This window comes from Streptomyces sp. NPDC048417 (assembly GCF_040651615.1).
GTDB lineage: Bacteria > Actinomycetota > Actinomycetes > Streptomycetales > Streptomycetaceae > Streptomyces.
This window is the reverse complement of the sequence record NZ_JBEZKI010000012.1, coordinates 47,390-63,678: the sequence shown is the minus strand read 5'-3', so window position 1 is coordinate 63,678 and position 16,289 is coordinate 47,390. Positions and strand designations below refer to the sequence as shown.

At 72.6% G+C, this 16,289-nt stretch carries 10 protein-coding genes; 1 reads left to right on the top strand and 9 read right to left on the bottom strand.

Going from position 1 to position 16,289, the window contains the following annotated elements; genetic code table 11:
- Positions 1-109: 109 nt before the first annotated feature.
- On the bottom strand, positions 110-1,114 hold the full coding sequence (locus AB0D59_RS19915) for an RNA polymerase sigma factor (protein WP_362566720.1): 1,005 nt from the start codon (positions 1,112-1,114) through the stop codon (positions 110-112).
- Positions 1,111-1,419, bottom strand: coding sequence for a hypothetical protein (locus AB0D59_RS19910; protein ID WP_362566717.1), 309 nt, complete (start codon positions 1,417-1,419; stop codon positions 1,111-1,113). Before AB0D59_RS19910 ends, AB0D59_RS19915 begins: the two co-directional genes overlap by 4 nt.
- Positions 1,420-1,831: 412 nt before the next feature.
- On the opposite strand from AB0D59_RS19910, the gene AB0D59_RS19905 reads away from it, so the two are divergent.
- Complete coding sequence (locus tag AB0D59_RS19905) at positions 1,832-2,773, top strand: D-2-hydroxyacid dehydrogenase family protein (protein ID WP_362566714.1); 942 nt, start codon at positions 1,832-1,834, stop codon at positions 2,771-2,773.
- Between the two features lie 61 nt (positions 2,774-2,834).
- Here AB0D59_RS19905 and AB0D59_RS19900 read toward each other — a convergent pair whose 3' ends face one another.
- The 7 genes from AB0D59_RS19900 to AB0D59_RS19870 form a co-directional block, all read right to left on the bottom strand.
- On the bottom strand, positions 2,835-4,079 hold the full coding sequence (locus AB0D59_RS19900) for a ThuA domain-containing protein (RefSeq protein WP_362566711.1): 1,245 nt from the start codon (positions 4,077-4,079) through the stop codon (positions 2,835-2,837).
- Positions 4,080-4,224: 145 nt separating this feature from the next.
- A complete protein-coding gene (gene ccrA / locus AB0D59_RS19895) occupies positions 4,225-5,562 on the bottom strand; it encodes a crotonyl-CoA carboxylase/reductase (protein ID WP_362566708.1) in 1,338 nt (445 codons plus the stop codon).
- A 48-nt stretch (positions 5,563-5,610) separates the two neighbouring features.
- The gene (locus AB0D59_RS19890) at positions 5,611-6,393 is read right to left on the bottom strand and encodes an alpha/beta fold hydrolase (RefSeq protein ID WP_362566705.1); all 783 of its coding nucleotides are present in this window, start codon (positions 6,391-6,393) and stop codon (positions 5,611-5,613) included.
- Between the two features lie 115 nt (positions 6,394-6,508).
- Complete coding sequence (locus AB0D59_RS19885; protein WP_362566702.1) at positions 6,509-7,741, bottom strand: cytochrome P450; 1,233 nt, start codon at positions 7,739-7,741, stop codon at positions 6,509-6,511.
- A 90-nt stretch (positions 7,742-7,831) separates the two neighbouring features.
- The gene (locus AB0D59_RS19880; protein ID WP_362566700.1) at positions 7,832-9,076 is read right to left on the bottom strand and encodes a cytochrome P450; all 1,245 of its coding nucleotides are present in this window, start codon (positions 9,074-9,076) and stop codon (positions 7,832-7,834) included.
- Positions 9,077-9,140: 64 nt separating this feature from the next.
- Entirely contained in the window at positions 9,141-10,637 is a 1,497-nt protein-coding gene (locus AB0D59_RS19875) for an FAD-dependent monooxygenase (protein WP_362566697.1), read from the bottom strand.
- Positions 10,634-16,288: an SDR family NAD(P)-dependent oxidoreductase gene (locus AB0D59_RS19870; RefSeq protein WP_362566694.1), complete on the bottom strand. Its 5,655-nt coding sequence runs from the start codon at positions 16,286-16,288 to the stop codon at positions 10,634-10,636. The genes AB0D59_RS19875 and AB0D59_RS19870 overlap by 4 nt, the downstream gene beginning before the upstream one ends.
- Position 16,289: the final 1 nt, after the last annotated feature.

Below are 16,289 nucleotides of genomic sequence, written 5' to 3'. Positions count from 1 at the left end.
CCGCCCGCGCCGGGCTCGGTGGGGTCCGGACCACGTTGACGGCGCTGTCCGCGGGTCCTGGCCCCCGAGTGGGTCGACCATCTCGTGGACGGTGGCCCGGCCGGTCGGGTCAGGTGTCGTCGAGGTAGTCCCGCAGTACCTGGGAGCGGGACGGGTGACGGAGCTTGCTCATCGTCTTGGCCTCGATCTGCCGGATGCGTTCGCGGGTCACGCCGTAGACGACGCCGATCTCCTCCAGGGTGTGCGGGCGGCCGTCGGTGAGTCCGTAGCGCAGTGCGATGATGCCGGCCTCGCGGGCGGTCATGGCGGTGAGCAGGCCGCGGATGGTGTCCTGGAGAAGGTGGTGGGACACGGCCTCCCAGGGAGCGGGCGTGTCGGTGTCCTCGATGAGGTCGCCGAACTCGGCGTCGCCCTCCTCGTTGAGCGAGGCGTGCAGGGAGACGGGTTCCCTGGTGTAGGCGTCGATTTCGACGAGCCGTGCGAGCGGTATCTCGGCCTTCGCGGCGACCTCCTGCGGGGTGGGCAGGGCGCCCGTGTCCTGCATCAGTTCCCTGCGCGCCCTGGCCACCCGGTTGATGATCTCCACGGTGTGGACCGGGATCCGTATGGTGCGGCTCTGGTCGGCCAGGGCGCGGGTGACCGCCTGTTTGATCCACCAGGTCGCGTACGTGGAGAACTTGAAGCCCTTGGTGTAGTCGAACTTCTCCACCGCCCGGATGAGACCGGAGTTGCCTTCCTGGATGAGGTCCAGGAAGTCCAGGCCCCGGCCGGTGAAGCGCTTGGCCACGGAGACGACCAGGCGGAGGTTGGCCTCGGTGAGGTGGGCCTTCGCCCGGTGGCCGTCCTCGGCGAGCAGGACCAGTTCCTCCCGGGGGTGCCGGTTCTCGCCCTCCGTCAGCAGCCGCTGCGCGTACAGGCCGGCCTCGACGCGCCGGGCGAGGTCCACCTCCTGCTCCGCGCTGAGCAGCTTGACCCGGGCGATGAGGCGCAGGTAGTCCTTCACCGGGTCGGTGCTGCCGACCTCCGCCGGGAGCCGCGGTTCAGGACCGTCGGTCTCGTCGTCGAACGGGGACAGCGCCTGCGCCGTCGCGGCTTCCATGTGAGCGAGGCTCATGGCGTCTCCTCCAGCAGCGCACCGAGATACCCGCCGGTGTGCGATCCCGGGTGGGCCACGATCTGTTCCGGGGTGCCCGCGGCGATCACCTGTCCGCCCCGGTGGCCCCCTTCCGGGTCCATGCCGATCAGCCGGTCGGCCGTCGTGACGACGTCGAGGTGGTACTCGACGACAACCGCGTTACCGCCGTCGACCGGTCGATGCGGGGCCGCCGGCTGACGTTCCGCACAGACGGAGTGCGGACCGGTGGTGGACTCGTCGAGCTGTCCGAGGAATCGCCGTGCGTATGCGGACAGCGGTTCCATATACCTCGGTCGGCCCTCCGTGAAGACGGTGTCGGACGCCCGGCTCGACCTGCCCGAACCGGAAACTCCCTTGAATACGACGAGCGGGTTCTCGGGAAATTCCTCGGAGACATCGCGAAGGTGGTGCCGGTGCCGGCGCCTTTGACGCGGAGTCGATTGCTCACTCATTTGAGGCTACCACCGCAAAACCGCTGGAGACGGCCGCCCTGGAGTCGCTTTTTCCTGTGAGGAACATCGCGCTTGACAGGTCTTTTCGAGGTGTGTGCATGGAGACCACACGAGGGTGAGGACCATTTCGGTCATGGAGCCCACGTGCCACACGAGCCCCGGTGGTTCGCCCCCGTACCCTCGTTCGGTACACGCCTCACCCATCGGTATGTCGGCCCGGCTGCCGCGAGCGAGAGGAATGCGCATGAGGATCGCGATCCTGGACGACTACCAAGACGTGGCCCTGAGCCTGGCTGACTGGGACTCGCTCCAGGCTGAGGTGGACGTCTTCAGGGATGCCTTCGCGGACGAGGAGGCGGTCGTGGCGGCGCTCGCCGAGTACCAGGTGGTGGTCGCCATGCGGGAGCGGACGCGTTTCCCGTCCTCGACCCTGGACAGGTTGCCCCGTCTGAAACTGCTCGTGACCACCGGGCCGGTCAACGCGGCGATCGATCTGGAGGCCGCTCGCCGTGCGGGGATCACCGTCTGCGGCACGGGCTATTTCGGGTATCCGACGGTCGAACTCACCTGGGCGCTCATCCTCTCCGCGGCCCGCATGGTCCCGCAGCAGGTGGACTCCGTACGCCGGGGCGGCTGGCAGGAGGGTCTGGGGACGAGCCTGAGGGGCGCCACTCTCGGGGTGCTGGGTCTTGGCCGGCTCGGGACCGCGGTGGCGGAGATCGGGCGCGCCTTCGGTATGCGGACCATCGCCTGGAGCCAGAACCTGACGCCCGCGGACGCGCAGGCGAAGGGAGCCGAATACGTCTCGCGGGACGAACTGTTCGCCCGCTCGGATGTACTGAGCATTCATCTCGTACTCAGCGACCGCACCCGGGGCCTGGTCGGCGAGCGCGAACTGGGCCTCATGAAATCGACGGCGATCCTGGTGAACACCTCGCGCGGGCCCTTGGTGGACGAGGCGGCGCTGATCGGCGCGTTGACCGAGAAGAGGATCACGTCGGCGGCGCTGGACGTATTCGACCGGGAGCCCCTGCCCGCCGGCCATCCCCTGCGCACTCTGCCGAACGCCGTGGTCACCCCCCACATCGGGTACGTCAGCCGGGATCTGTACGAGGTCTTCTACCGGGACGCGGTCGAGGACATCGCGGCCTGGAGCGCCGGAACGCCCGTGCGCACACTGTTCTGACCCCCGGTCCCTGTGCCGGCATGCCGCGGCTGCGGCACGCCGGCCCTTACGGGAGGGCGGCTCAGGACGGCAGCGTCCAGCTCTGGTTGGCGGAACCCGAGCACGACCAGATCTGCAGCCGGGTGCCGTTGGCCGAGCTGGGACCGGTCGCGTCGAGGCACTTGCCCGACTGCGGGTTGACCAGGGAGCCGTTCGCGCCGGGCTGCCAGACCTGTGATCCGGTGCCGTTGCAGTCGTAGAGCTGCACCTTGGCGCCGTTGGCGGTGGAAGCCCCGGTCACGTCCATGCACTTGCCGAGCGAGCTGAGGGTCCCGGCCGTGGAGACCGTCCAGTTCTGCGCGCCGGTGCCGTTGCAGTCGTAGAGCTGTACGGCGGTGCCGTTGGCGGTCGCGGCGCCTGCCACGTCCACGCACTTTCCGCCGTAGCCGTGGATCGGACCGGTGGTGTTCGCGGGCGGGGTGACCGGACCGGACTGGCCGGACGCCCACTTGATCTCCTGGAGCAGGAGCTGGTTCTGCTGGGCGCTCCCGAACGTCGACGACAGGGTGGTGTTGGTCGCGTAGTCCATCGCGTTGTGGCCGAAGTTGTTGTAGACCATCTTGTAATTGCGGTTGGACCAGACGATCGGGTAGTAGCCGCTGTACCAGGTCTGGTTGGGGTCGGTGCCGATGGGGAAGGTGGACGGGGCCATCGAGGCGAGGATGTCGATGGCGGGGTTCTGCCGCAGGTCGTTCTGCCAGCTGTACCACTCGCTCACCGAGGACGTGATGGTGGCCGGGAGGTTCGCGGTCGCGGGGTGGCTGGGGTCGTCGATCTGAAGGGTCTCCGCGGTCGGACCCCAGCTGTTGCTCTTGAAGGTGCCGGTGCCGAGGAACGTGTTGTGGTACCAGGGCCAGTCACTGGTGTTGTCGTTGTACGCCGAGACGTGGAAGCCGATGAATCCGCCGCCGCCCGCCATGTAGCTCTGGAAGGCGGACTGTTGCGACGCGGTGTGCGGGTAGTTGTCGAGGAACATCACCACCTGGTAGTTGGCGAGCGTCGCGGTGTTGAGCCGGCTCCAGTCCGTGGTCGCGGTGTACGTGAAGCCGTTCTGGGCGCCGGCCTGCGGGAACCAGGTGTTGGCCTCGTGGTCGAAGCTGATGTGCGCCGCGTCGTAGGTGCCGTCGTAGAAGGCGATCACATTGACGGGCGCAGCGGCGTGGGCGGTGCCCGCGGGGGCGGCCTGGACGCCGAGCACCACGGCGACCAGAGCGAGGAGTCTTAACAGGGTGCGGGGCCAGGCCATGTCCGGGTGGGGGGTGTTCATACCAGGACCTTCCTCATACGTGAACGTCGGAAGACATACGTAGACGTGCCGCATTGAAGGCCCTGGTCCGCGGACATGTCAATGGTGCAGACCAAACATCGGCGGGTACCGTGCCGGCGGGAACCGCGACCCCGCCGGCCCGCGCTCACACCGTGCGGAAGCGGTGGATGGCCGGCTCGTGCCGTGCCCGCAGTTCGGGGTCGGTGACGCCGAGCCCCTCCCGTGGGGCCAGGCACAGCACGCCGACCTTGCCGTGGTGGTGGTTGCGGTGGACGTCGGTGACGGCCCGGCCCGTCTCGGTGAGCGGATAGGTACGCGAGAGGGTGGGGTGGATACGGCCCTTGACGACCAGTCGGTTGGCCTCCCAGGCCTCGCGGTAGTTGGCGAAGTGGGAGCCGATGATCCGCTTGAGGTGCATCCAGAGGTAGCGGTTGTCGAACTCGTGCCGGTAGCCGGACGTGGAGGCGCAGGTGACGATCGTGCCGCCCCTGCGGGCCACGTAGACGGAGGCGCCGAAGGTCTCCCGGCCCGGGTGCTCGAAGACGATGTCCACGTCGTCGCCGCCGGTCAGTTCACGGATCCGCTTGCCGAACCGCTTCCACTCGCGCTGGTCCTGGGTCTCCTCGTCCCGCCAGAACCGGTAGTTCTCCGCACCGCGGTCGATGATCGCCTCGACGCCCATCGCACGGCAGATCTCCGCCTTCTGCTCGCTGGACACCACGCAGATCGGTATCGCGCCGCCCGCCAGCGCGTACTGGGTGGCGTAGGAGCCCAGACCGCCGCCCGCGCCCCAGATCAGCACGGTGTCGCCGACCTTCATGGCGGCGCCGTTGCGCGAGACGAGCTGACGGTAGGCGGTGGAGTTGACCAGGCCGGGGGCCGCGGCCTCCTCCCAGGTCAGGTGCCCGGCCTTGGGCATCAGCTGGTTGGCCTTCACCAGCGCCAGCTCGGCCAGCCCGCCGTAGTTGGTCTCGAAGCCCCAGATCCGCTGCTCCGGGTCGAGCATGGTGTCGTCGTGGCCGGCCGCGTCCTCCAACTCGACGCACAGGCAGTGCGCGACCACCCGGTCACCGGGCTGCCAGCGGCGCACCCCGGGCCCGGTGCGCAGAACCACACCGGACAGGTCGGAGCCGATCACGTGGTAGGGCAGGTCGTGCCGGGCGGCCGGGCCGCCGGTGCGGGCGTAGCGTTCGAGGAAGGCGAAGGTCGGCACGGGCGAGAACAGCGCGCTCCACACCGTGTTGTAGTTGACGGAGCTCGCCATGACGGCGATCAGGGCCTCGCCGGGGCCGGGCTCCGGGGTCGGTACGTCACTGAGGTGCAGGGCCTTGGCGGGTTCGCGGTCGCCGACCGGGACGCCGTCGAACATGTGCTGTTCGTCCTTGCGCAGCACGGTGGCCCGGTAGGACTCCGGTACGGGCAGGGACGCGAAGTCACGTGTCTGCGCGTCGGGTGACTCGATCGCGGCGGCCAGGTCGGTCATCACCACAGGCTTCCTTCGGTCTGGAGGGCGTGCTCGGGGACGGTTCGGTCAGGCGTCGCGTCCCGGGCCGCGGCCGAAGGCCGCCAGGTCCTCGGTCAGCGCCCGGGCCACCTCGGCCTGCTGCTCGGCCAGGTAGAAGTGGCCGCCGGGGAAGTCGCGCAGGGTGAAGGCACCGGCGGTGTGGGCGCGCCACTCCTCGGCCTCGGCCAGGGTGACCTGCGGGTCTTCGTCGCCGACGAGCACACTGATCGGGCAGCGCAGCCGTGGCCCGGGCAGGTACCGGTAGGTCTCCACCGCCGTGTAGTCACCGCGGACGGCCGGCATGATCATCTCAATGACGTCCTCGTCGAGGAGCAGCCGCTCGTCGGTGCCGTTGAGGCGGCGGATCTCGGCGACGACACCGGCGTCGTCCATCGAACGGACCCCGCGGTCCCGCACCTTGGGCGGCGCGGTGCGGCCGGAGGCGACCAGACCGAGCAGGTCGAGCGCGGAGCCCCGCTCGATCCGGCGGGCCACCTCGAACGCCACGCAGGCACCCATGCTGTGCCCGAAGAGCACCAGCCGGCGCCGCGGCAGGGACTCCAGCACGGTGAGGATCTCGTCGGCCAGTTGCGAGATCGCCGTGCGGGGCGGTTCGGCACGCCGGTCCTGGCGGCCCGGGTACTGCACGCACAGGACGTCGGCGACGGGGGCCAGCGCGTCGGCGAGCGGCCGGAAGTAGCTGGCGGAGCCGCCCGCGTGCGGGAAGCAGACCAGCGAAAGGTCGGTGTGCTGGGGCGCCGGCCGGTAGCGGCGGATCCAGAGTTCTGGTGCGGTCAGAGTGTCGGTCATCCCCGTAGTCTCCGTGTGTGGTGCGGCCGGCGTGTGATCGGGTGCGGGACGCCGTGCGGATACGGTGCGTGCCCACCGGAGGTCTCCGGTGGGCATCCGCCCGGTGTGCTGCGGGTCAGCCGGTGACCCGGACGGGCAGTTCGGCCAGGCCGCGCATGATGATGTTGGGCACCCGGGCCGGTGTGCCGGTGACCGGTTCCAGGTCCAGCGCGGCCAGCGCGGAGACCGCGGCCTGTGCGGTGAGCCGGGCCAGCGGGGCGCCGACGCAGAAGTGGATGCCGAGGCCGAAGCCCAGGTTGCGGCCGGCGGGCCGGTCCAGCCTCAGCTCGTGGGGGTCGTCGTAGACGTCCGGGTCGTGGCTGGCCGCGCCGATCATCAGCATGACCTGCTCGCCCGGCTGGACGGTGTGCCCGGCGATCTCGGCCTCGGCCAGGGCGACCCGGGAGATCATCTGCACCGGCGTGTCGAAGCGCAGCATCTCCTCGACGGCGGCGGGTACCTGGCCGGGGTGGGCGCGCAGCCAGTCCCGCTGGTCGGGGCGGCCCAGCAGCGCGAACATGCCGTTGCCGATCAGGTTCACGGTGGTGGCGTACCCCGCGGAGAGCAGCAGGGTGCAGGTGACCTCCAGTTCCTCCGGGGTCAGCGTGTCGCCGCCCTCCTCGACGGCGACCAGTTCGCTGATGAGGTCGGTGCCCGGCTTGGCCCGGCGCTCCTCGGCGAGTTCACCGATGTACCGGTACAGCTCGGCGCGGGCGTTGTCGCGTTTGGCGATCTCCTCGGGCGCGAGCAGGAAGCTCGGGTCCAGGCCGCGGGCGATGTCCCCGGACAGCTCGTCGAAACGGGCGGCGTGCTCGGCCGGGACGTCCAGGAGCGCGTTCTGCATCCGGCCGGGCAGGGGGTGCGCCACCGCGCTCATCAGGTCGATCGGACCGTCGCCGGCCTCCGCGCGCGCGGTCTCGATCAGTTCGCGCACGACCTGTTCGGCGGTGGTCCGCATCCGGTCCACCTGGCGGGCCGCGAACGCCTTGCCGACCAGGGCGCGGATCCGGGTGTGCTCCGGCGGGTCGGAGAAGATGAACGGCCGCACCACCGTGCCGTCGGCCTCGGTGCGGAAGTGGTCGGCGACGGTGGCGCCGTCGCCCCAGCCGAAGCGCTGGTCGCGCAGTACGGCCGAGCAGGCCTCGTGCCCGGTCACCGCCCACAGCCCCAGCGGGGTGCGGGTCACCGGGCCCTTCTCCCGGATCTGCGCGTAGATCGGGTAGGGGTCGGCCAGGAAGGCCGGGTCGAAGGGGTCGAAGGGCAGCAGCTGGGCTATGAAGCCCGGGTCGAGCATCGGTGCCTCGGTCATCGCTGTCGTTCCCAACCCCGCGCGGGGACGGCCGTCACCGCGCGGAAAAGAGTCTCGGTACGGAGAGGGGCAGGAAATACGCGGGAGAGGTCAGCCCGTGGCGGCCGGGGTGGCCGCGGTGAACGTCACCGGCAGGTGGTCGAGGCTGTTGGCCACCAGGCTGGGCGTCCAGGTCAGCTTCTCGTCGGGAACGGCGAGCCGGAGGTCGTCGAACCGGTCGAACAGGGTGCGCAGCGCGATCCGGGCCTTGAGCCTGGCCAGGGGGGCGCCGATGCAGAAGTGGGTGCCGTGGCCGAGCGCCAGGTGCTTGGAGGCGTCGCGGTGGATGTCCAGCGTCTCCGGGTCGCTGAACTGGCCCGGGTCGTGGTTGGCCGCGGCCAGCGAGATCATCACGTGCTCGCCCGCCTTGACCCGTGCGCCGCCCAGCTCCATGTCCTCCGTGGCGAAGCGGTACACCACGGTGAACACCGGGCTGGTCAGCCGCAACAGTTCCTCGATGGCCGGGGCGAGCCCCTCGGGGTCGTCCTTGAGCTCGGCCAGCTGCTCCGGGTTGCGCAGCAGCGCGAGGATCCCGTTGGAGAGCAGGTTGATGGTGGTCTCGGCGCCGGCCAGGAGCAGCAGCATGACCGTGGAGCGGATCTCCAGGTCGGCGAGGGCGTCGCCGTCCTCGTTGGCCTGCACCAGACCGGAGATGAGGTCGGGGCCGGGGTCGGCACGGCGCTGTGCGGTCAGCTTGGTCAGGTACTCCTCGAACCAGCCGACCGAGGCGACGACCTCCTCGGGGCTGGAGGAGTTGCCGAGGCCGACGAAGATGTAGGTGTTGCGCTCGAACTCCTCGACGTCGGCGAGCGGCACGCCGAGCATCTCGTAGAGCACCGTGGAGATCAGCGGCGAGATGAACGAGGCCTTCAGGTCGGCGGTGCCGGCGTCGGCGACCGCGTCGAGCAGCTCGTCGGTGATCTGCTGGATCCGCTCGCCGAGGTCGGCGACCCGGCGCGGGGTGAACGCCTTGGAGACCAGTCTGCGCAGCCGGGTGTGCTCGGGCGGGTCGGCGAGGTTCATGTGCTGGTTGAGGATGGACTTACGGCCGTCGTAGCCCACGGAGGGCCACAGCTCGGGCAGCGCGTTGTCGAAGTGCTTGCTGAGCTTGCGGTTGTTGAGTGCGGCGAGCGCGTCGTCGTACCGGGTGATCATCCAGACCGGGTTGCCGTCGGGCAGCAGCAGCTGCTCCACCGGGCCGGGTTCGGGCAGCCCGGGCGCCCAGGGACGGGGGGCCGCCGTGGCATCGGCGTGCACGGGACAGCCGGTGGCCGGCGCGCCGTCGGGGTGGGGCATGTCGTGTCCTCTCATCGTGGGGTGCTCGGCGAGTGGGGTGCTCGGCTGGTCGGGTGCTCGGCCGTCACCGGGTTGTCGCAGCCGGGGACGACGGGGTGGGGACCAGTGCCGCGAGCTTCGTGGCGGTGCCGGGGAACCGGTCGGCGGGGCCGGCGGCGGCCACATAGCCGTCCGGGCGCAGCAGCACGAACTTCTCGGTGGGGCCGTCCAGCGGGAAGTGCGCGACCAGTTCGGGCAGCCGGTCCGCCAACTCCGCCGCCTCGGTGGCCAGTCGGGTGTCCTTGCCGCCGTAGGTGATCAGCTGGAACCGGCCGGCCAGTTCGTCGGACGGCTTGGGGATCCACCGGGGGTCCCGGGTGCCGGGGCGGGGCCGGGCGCGTTCCGTGCCGCCGAACAGCACGTCCGGGTAGTGGCTGCGCCAGCCGGCCAGCATCGGGGCGTAGCCGCGGGCCAGTACGCCGGTTGCGTCGAGCAACCGCCAGGTGAGGTTGCGGATCTGACGGGCCAGCGGGCCGACCACGGCCTGCCGGGCCATCCGGCCGGTGGCCTGGAGGGTCTGCTCGATCGCGGCCCGGCGCTCGGGGTCGTAGGTGTCCAGGACCGACTCGTGCAGCCGGCCGTGCACCACGCCGGCGAGCTTCCAGGCCAGGTTGCGGGTGTCGGGGATGCCGAGGTTGAGGCCCTGGCCGCCGATCGGGCTGTGCACGTGGGCGGCGTCGCCGACCAGGAAGCAGCGGCCGGAGCGCAGCGCGCCGGCCACCCGCTCGTCACTGGCGAACAGGGTCACGGTGCGCACCTCGGTGAAGCGGAGCCCGCCGGGGCCGCGTTCGTCCAGCAGTGCCTGGGCCTGCTCGGCGGTGGCCTCGGTGCCGTCCGGGACCGCGCCGGAGATACGGAACTCGCCGCCGGGCAGCGGGGCGATCAGCGCGACCCCGGTGTCGGCGAGGAAGTAGTGGATCTCCTCGGTGCTGATCCCGCCGGTGCCGTCCTCGCCGGCGATGCGGCCCTCGGCGAGCAGGAAGGTGGCCGGGAACCGGGCCCCGGAGAAGTCGATGCCGAGCTGGGCGCGGACCTGGCTGTGCAGCCCGTCCGCGCCCACCACCCAGTCGGCCTCGATCTCGGTGGTGGAGCCGTCCGCGCGGCTCGCGGTGACGGTGACCGTGTGCGCGTCCGGCACGACCTTGGTGGCCCGGGTGCCCCACTCGACGTCGACGCCCCGGTCGGCCAGAGCCTCCGCGAGCAGCCTGCCGGTGCGCTCCTGGGGCAGCACCAGCGGCGCGTTGGCCTCGCTGAGCGGCACGCGCACGCTGCCGCCGGAGCCCAGGTGGTAGTGGAGCGCGGCGGGCTGGACGCTGTCGCGGGCGGCCCGCTCGGCGAGGCCCAGTTCGCCGAGCACTTCCCGTACCGGCGGCCACAGCAGGATCGCCCGGGAGCCGGTGTGCGGATGGTCGGCCGCGTCGACCACGGTGACCGCCACGCCGAGCCGGCTGAGCTGTGCGGCCATGGCCAGGCCGCACGGGCCCGCGCCGACGACCAGAACGGTGGTACGTCGCTGTGTCACTGTTTCTCCAACCACTCGTGCACCGCCTGGGCAGTACGGTCGGCATGCTCTTCGAGGACGGTGAAGTGGTCGCCGGCCAGCTCCACCACGTCGTGCGGGTAGGCCCAGGAGGCGGGCGGGCGGTCGAACCCGGTGAGCGACTCGGTGGCGCGGGCCACCAGGACGGGTGTGGCGGAGCCGGCGGGTTCCCAGTCGGTGAGCAGTCGCAGATAGCCGCCCATGGCGGTGAGCCGGGCATCGGTGACCGCGCCGTTCTCGGCCAGCATCGCGAACATCCGCTCGAACAGGGCGGCGCCGTCGGTGGCGAGTTCGGCGCCGAAGACGAAGGTGTCGACGAGGACCAGCCCTGCGGCCGGCCGGCCCCGTGCGGCCAGCTCGGCGGCGACGCCGTCGGCCAGCAGGCCGCCCGAGGAGTAGCCGACCAGCACCACCGGCCGCTCCCCCGCCGCCGCCTCCACCTGCCGGGTGGCGGCCTCGATCGCGGCGGGCCGGTCGGCGGGCAGCGGTTCGCCGTCGAGGTAGCCGGGCAGGGCGAGGGCCGAGACCGCGCGCCGGCCGCGCAGTCCGGCGGCGAACCGCGCGTACTGGTGCGGGCCGGAGGTGGCCAGCACCGTGGGCAGGCAGACCAGGAGCGGGCCCTCGTCGTGGGCAGTCAGCTCCACCGGTCCCGGCAGCGGGCCCGCCTCGTCGGCGGAGCCGAAGGTGGTTCGCAACTTGGCGGCGGCGCCGAGCAGTTCGACGAACTCGCCGGTCTTCCCGGCTTCGGCCGCCGCGCGGTACAGACCGGTGAACATCCCGGCCTCGGCGGTGGCGGCCGGGTCCGGGCCGAGTTCGCCCCGCAGGTGCCGGGCGAGCGCCTCGGGGGTGTCGTGCTCGAACAGGGTGGCCGCGGTCAGCCGTAAGCCGGTGGCCGCCGACAGCCGGTTGCGCAGCTCCAAGGTGGTCAGCGAGTCGAAGCCGTGTTCGAGGAAGCGGCGGGCCGGGTCGATCGCTGAGCCGTCGGCGAAGCCCAGGACGGCCGCGGCCTGCCCGGCGATCGCGGCCAGCAGCGCGCCGTACCGCTCAGCGGCGGGCAGGGCGGCCAGCCGGCCGGCGTCCGGGGTGTCCGGGCCGGTGGGCTCGCGGCGGCCGCGGTCGGGGGTGAACTCGGCGATGAGCGGGCGGGGTCCGGTGAAGGTGTACGCGGCCCGGAACCGCGGCCAGTCCACGTCGGCGAGCAGCAGCCGGGTGTCCCCGGCGGTGAGCGCGGCACCGAGCGCGGCCAGGGCACGGTGCTCGTCGAGGACCGCGATGCCCCGGCCGGCCAGCCGTTCCCGGCGGGTGGCCGCCACCCCGGTGGTGTCGGCCGGGTCGTCCCAGGGCGCCCAGGCCACCGAGAGGGCGGGCAGTCCGGCGGCGGCGCGGTGTTCGGCCAGCGCGTCCAGTGCGGCGGCGGCCGCGGCGTAGCCGGCCTGGCCGACGCCGCCGAAGGTGCCGGACACGGAGGAGAACAGCACGAACGCGGTGAGCGGGGTGTCGCGGGTGAGGTCGTGCAGATGCCGGGCGGCGGTGACCCCGGGGTGGGGTGCCGCGGTGCCGTCCAGGGCGGTCAGCGGCGCCTCGGTCAGCGGTACGGCGGTGTGCAGCACGGCGGTGACCGGCTGCCCGGCGACCAGTTTCGCGACCGCCTCTCGGTCCGTCAGATCGCAAGCCGCGGTGCGCACTTCAGTACCGAGGTCGCGCAGTTCGGCGACGACGTCCGCGGCCACGGTGGCGTCCGGGTCGGTGGTCAGCAGCAGTGCGGGGGCGCCCGCGGCGGCCAGCCAGCGGGCCGTGGCCGCGCCGACGGCGGTGTCCGCGCCGGTGACCAGGGTGGTGCCCGTGGGCCGCCAGGCGGCGCCCGCGGGGGCGGTGAGCGGGCTGCGTACCAGGCGGCGGGCGAACAACCCGGCCGGGCGGACGGCCAGTTGTTCCTCGCCGGTCCGCCCGGACAGCGCCGCGCACCAGCGGATCAGCGCCCGTTCGTCGGGCCGGGCGGGCAGGTCGACGATGCCGCCGGTGAGGGCGGGGTGTTCCAGGGACACGGTCGGGGCCAGGCCCCACAGCCCGGCCCGGTCCGGGTCGCCGTCCGGCTCGGCGTCCAGGGCCACCGCTTCCGTGGTGGTGAACCACAGGGGGGCCGCCACGCCCGCCTCGACGAGGGCGCGGACCAGCGACACCGCGGTCGGCCAGGCCAACAGGGCGAGCACACCGGCGGGTTGCGCGTCGGCCAGCGCGGTGCGCAGGGGTTCCGGGTCCGGCGGCCCGGCGGCGACCTCGACCCGGATCACCCGGGCGCCGTGCCGCGCCAGCGCGTCGGCTTCCGGACCGGTGTGCCCGGGAGGTACGGCGACCAGCCAGTCCCCGGAGAGCCGGGCGCTCGCGGGGTCGGGCACCGGCCGCCAGTCCAGGGTGTGGCGCCAGGAGTCCACGACGGACCGCTCCCGGCGCTGCCGCCGCCATGCCGACAGCGCGGGCAGTACGGCGGCCAGCGGTGCGGTGTCCACTTCCAGGGCGTCGCCGAGGCCGGCCAGGTCGGCGTTCTCGACCGCCTCCCAGAAGCCGGACTCCATCGGATCGGAGGTGGCCGTGGCGGCGGTGGGGTCGGGCTCCGGCCAGTAGCGCTGCCGCTGGAAGGGGTAGGTGGGCAGGTCCACCCAGGCGGTGTCCCGGCCGGCCAGGGCCGCGCCGAGGTCGACCGGGGCGCCGCGGGTGTGGGCGTCGGCCGCCGAGCGCAGGAAGCGGTCCAGGCCGCCTTGTTCGCGGCGCAGCGAACCGACCGCGGCGACGTCGGCGCCGGCGTCCTCGGCGATCTCCTGGACGGCGGTGACCAGTACCGGGTGCGGGCTGACCTCGACGAAGTACCGGAACCCGGCGGCCAGCAGGGTGCGCACGGCCGGGTCGAAGGCCACCGGCCGGCGGGCGTTGTCGAACCAGTACTGCGCCCCCAGGGTGCCGGTGTCGGTGAAGGTGCCGGTGACGGTGGAGCAGAACGGCACCTCGGTGGCGGTGGGCCGTACGTCCGCGAACATGTCCACGATCCGGTCGTGCAGCGGGTCCACCTGGTCGCAGTGGGAGGCGACGGTCGAGGCGACCAGCCGGGCGCGCAGCCCGTCGGCGGTGGCCTCGGCGACGAACCGATCGAGACCGGCCGGCTCGCCGACGACGGTGACCGCGTTCGGGCCGTTGACCCCGCCGATGTGCAGTGCGTCGCCCTGGGCGGCCAGCCGGGCGCGGACCTGCTCCTCGGGCGCGGCCACCGACACCACCGCGCCGTTGCCGCGCAGTTCGTCGGCGAACAGCCGGCTGCGCAGCACCACGATCTTCAGGGCGTCGTGCAGGGACAGCGCCCCGGCCGTGTAGGCGGCGGCGATCTCGCCCTGGCTGCTGCCGACCACCGCGGCCGGGGTGAGGCCGTAGGAGCGCCACAGTTCGGCCAGTGACACCATCACCGCGAACAGCACCGGTTGCAGGATCTCGATGCGCTCCATGTCGGGCGCGCCGGGCGCCCCGCGCAGCACGTCGGTGAGGGACCAGTCGACGAAGGCGCGGGCCGTGATGTCGCACTCGGCGAAGTGCGCGGCGAACACCGGTGCGGAGTCGAGGAGTTCGGCGGCCATGCCGGCCCACTGGGAGCCCTGGCCGGGGAACACGAACACCACCCGGTCGTCCGGTGCGGCGGTGGCACTGACCAGGGTGTCGTGCGGCCGTCCCCCGGCCAGGGCGGACAGGCCCTCGGTGGCGGTGTCCGGGTCGGCGGCGACGACCACGGCGCGGTGTTCGAGGGCGGCGCGGGAGTGCAGCAGGGCGGCGGCGAGGTCGGGCAGCGGGGTGCCGCTCCGTACCAGGGGCAGCAGGCGTTCGGCCTGGGCGTGCAGGGCCTCGCGGGTGCGGGCGGAGACCACCAGGGGCACCGGCGCGGGCATACCGGTCGCGCCTGCCGACGCGGCCGTACCGACCGGGGCCGTCACGTCGGTCCGTCCGGTCGCACCACGTGCGGCTGTCACGTCGGTTGGTCCGGTCGCACCACGCGAGGCCGTCGCGTCGGTCCGTCCCGTCGTACCACCCGAGGCCGTCGCGTCGGCCCGTCCCGTCGTACCACCCGAGGCCGTCGCGTCGGCCCGTCCCGTCGTACCACCCGAGGCCGTCGCGTCGGGCTGCCCGGTCCTCCCGTCCGCGGACGTCGCTCCGGTCGGTGTGGCCTGGCCGTCGGCGGGGCCGTTCCGGTGCGGCTCCGGCGCCGCGAACTCGTCGGTCTGTTCCAGCAGTACGTGTGCGTTGGTGCCGCTGATGCCGAACGCCGAGACGCCGGCCCGGCGCGGGCGGCCGGTCTCCGGCCAGGGCTGCTCCTCCGTGAGCAGCGCCACCGCTCCGGAGGCGAAGTCCGCCTCGGAGGTGGGCGCGTCCACGTGCAGGGTGCGCGGCAGCCGGTCGCCGCGCAACGCCATCACCGTCTTGATGATGCCGCCGACCCCGGCCGCCGCGCCGGCGTGCCCCAGGTTGGACTTGAGCGAGCCCAGCCACAGCGGGCGGTCGGCGGGCCGGTTGCGGCCGTAGGTGGCGAGCAGCGCGTTGGCCTCGATGGGGTCGCCCAGCGCGGTCCCGGTGCCGTGTGCCTCGACGGCGTCGACGTCGGCGGCGGCCAGGCCCGCGTCGGCGAGCGCGGCGCGGATGACCCGTTCCTGAGAAGGCCCGTTGGGCGCGGTCAGCCCGTTGGAGGCGCCGTCCTGGTTGACCGCCGAGCCGCGCACCACGGCGAGCACGCGGTGGCCGTTGCGGCGCGCGTCGGAGAGCCGCTCCACCACCAGGATCCCGGCGCCCTCGGCCCAGGCGGTGCCGTCGGCGGCCTCGGCGAACGCCTTGGCGCGGCCGTCCGGGGCCAGGCCGCGCTGCCGGGACAGTTCCACGAACCCGGCCGGGGTGGACAGCACCGACGCGCCGCCGGCCAGTGCCAGCGAGCACTCGCCTCGGGCCAGCGACTGGCGGGCCAGGTGCAGGGCGACCAGGGAGGCGGAACAGGCGGTGTCCACGGACAGCGCGGGCCCCTCCAGACCGAGGGTGTACGACAGCCGTCCGGAGAGCACGCTGATCGCGTTGCCGGTGAGCAGGTACCCCTCCAGGTCCTCGGCGGCCTGCGCGGCGAGCATCCCGTAGTCCTGGGCGCCACTGCCGACGAACACGCCGGTCCGGCTGCCGCGCAGTGACAGCGGGTCGATGCCGGCCCGTTCCAGCGCCTCCCAGGAGGTCTCCAGGAGCAGCCGCTGCTGCGGGTCCATGGCGAGGGCCTCGCGCGGCGAGATGCCGAAGAACGTGGCGTCGAAGTCGGCCACGTCGTACAGGAACCCGCCCTCCTTGACGTAGGTGGTGCCGGGCCGGTCCGGGTCGGGGTCGAAGAGGCGGTCCAGGGGCCAGCCCCGGTTGGTGGGGAAGGCCGACATCACGTCCCGCCCGGCGGCCACCACCTCCCACAGGTCCTCGGGCGAGGCGATGCCGCCGGGAAAGCGGCAGGCCATGCCGACGATGGCCACCGGTTCGGTGTCGCGCTGCTCGTAGTCCCGCAACCGCTGCCGGGTCTCGTGCAGGTCGACGGTGACCTTGCGCAGGTAGTCGCGGAGACGGTCGACATCACTCATG

What these genes read in the sequence shown, in the direction of transcription:
- AB0D59_RS19915 (WP_362566720.1), bottom strand. Translation starts at nt 1,114, where the DNA reads ATGAGCCTCGCTCACATGGAAGCCGCGACGGCGCAGGCGCTGTCCCCG.
- AB0D59_RS19910 (WP_362566717.1), bottom strand. Translation starts at nt 1,419, where the DNA reads ATGGAACCGCTGTCCGCATACGCACGGCGATTCCTCGGACAGCTCGAC.
- AB0D59_RS19905 (WP_362566714.1), top strand. Translation starts at nt 1,832, where the DNA reads ATGAGGATCGCGATCCTGGACGACTACCAAGACGTGGCCCTGAGCCTG.
- AB0D59_RS19900 (WP_362566711.1), bottom strand. Translation starts at nt 4,079, where the DNA reads ATGAACACCCCCCACCCGGACATGGCCTGGCCCCGCACCCTGTTAAGA.
- ccrA (WP_362566708.1), bottom strand. Translation starts at nt 5,562, where the DNA reads ATGACCGACCTGGCCGCCGCGATCGAGTCACCCGACGCGCAGACACGT.
- AB0D59_RS19890 (WP_362566705.1), bottom strand. Translation starts at nt 6,393, where the DNA reads ATGACCGACACTCTGACCGCACCAGAACTCTGGATCCGCCGCTACCGG.
- AB0D59_RS19885 (WP_362566702.1), bottom strand. Translation starts at nt 7,741, where the DNA reads ATGACCGAGGCACCGATGCTCGACCCGGGCTTCATAGCCCAGCTGCTG.
- AB0D59_RS19880 (WP_362566700.1), bottom strand. Translation starts at nt 9,076, where the DNA reads ATGCCCCACCCCGACGGCGCGCCGGCCACCGGCTGTCCCGTGCACGCC.
- AB0D59_RS19870 (WP_362566694.1), bottom strand. Translation starts at nt 16,288, where the DNA reads ATGAGTGATGTCGACCGTCTCCGCGACTACCTGCGCAAGGTCACCGTC.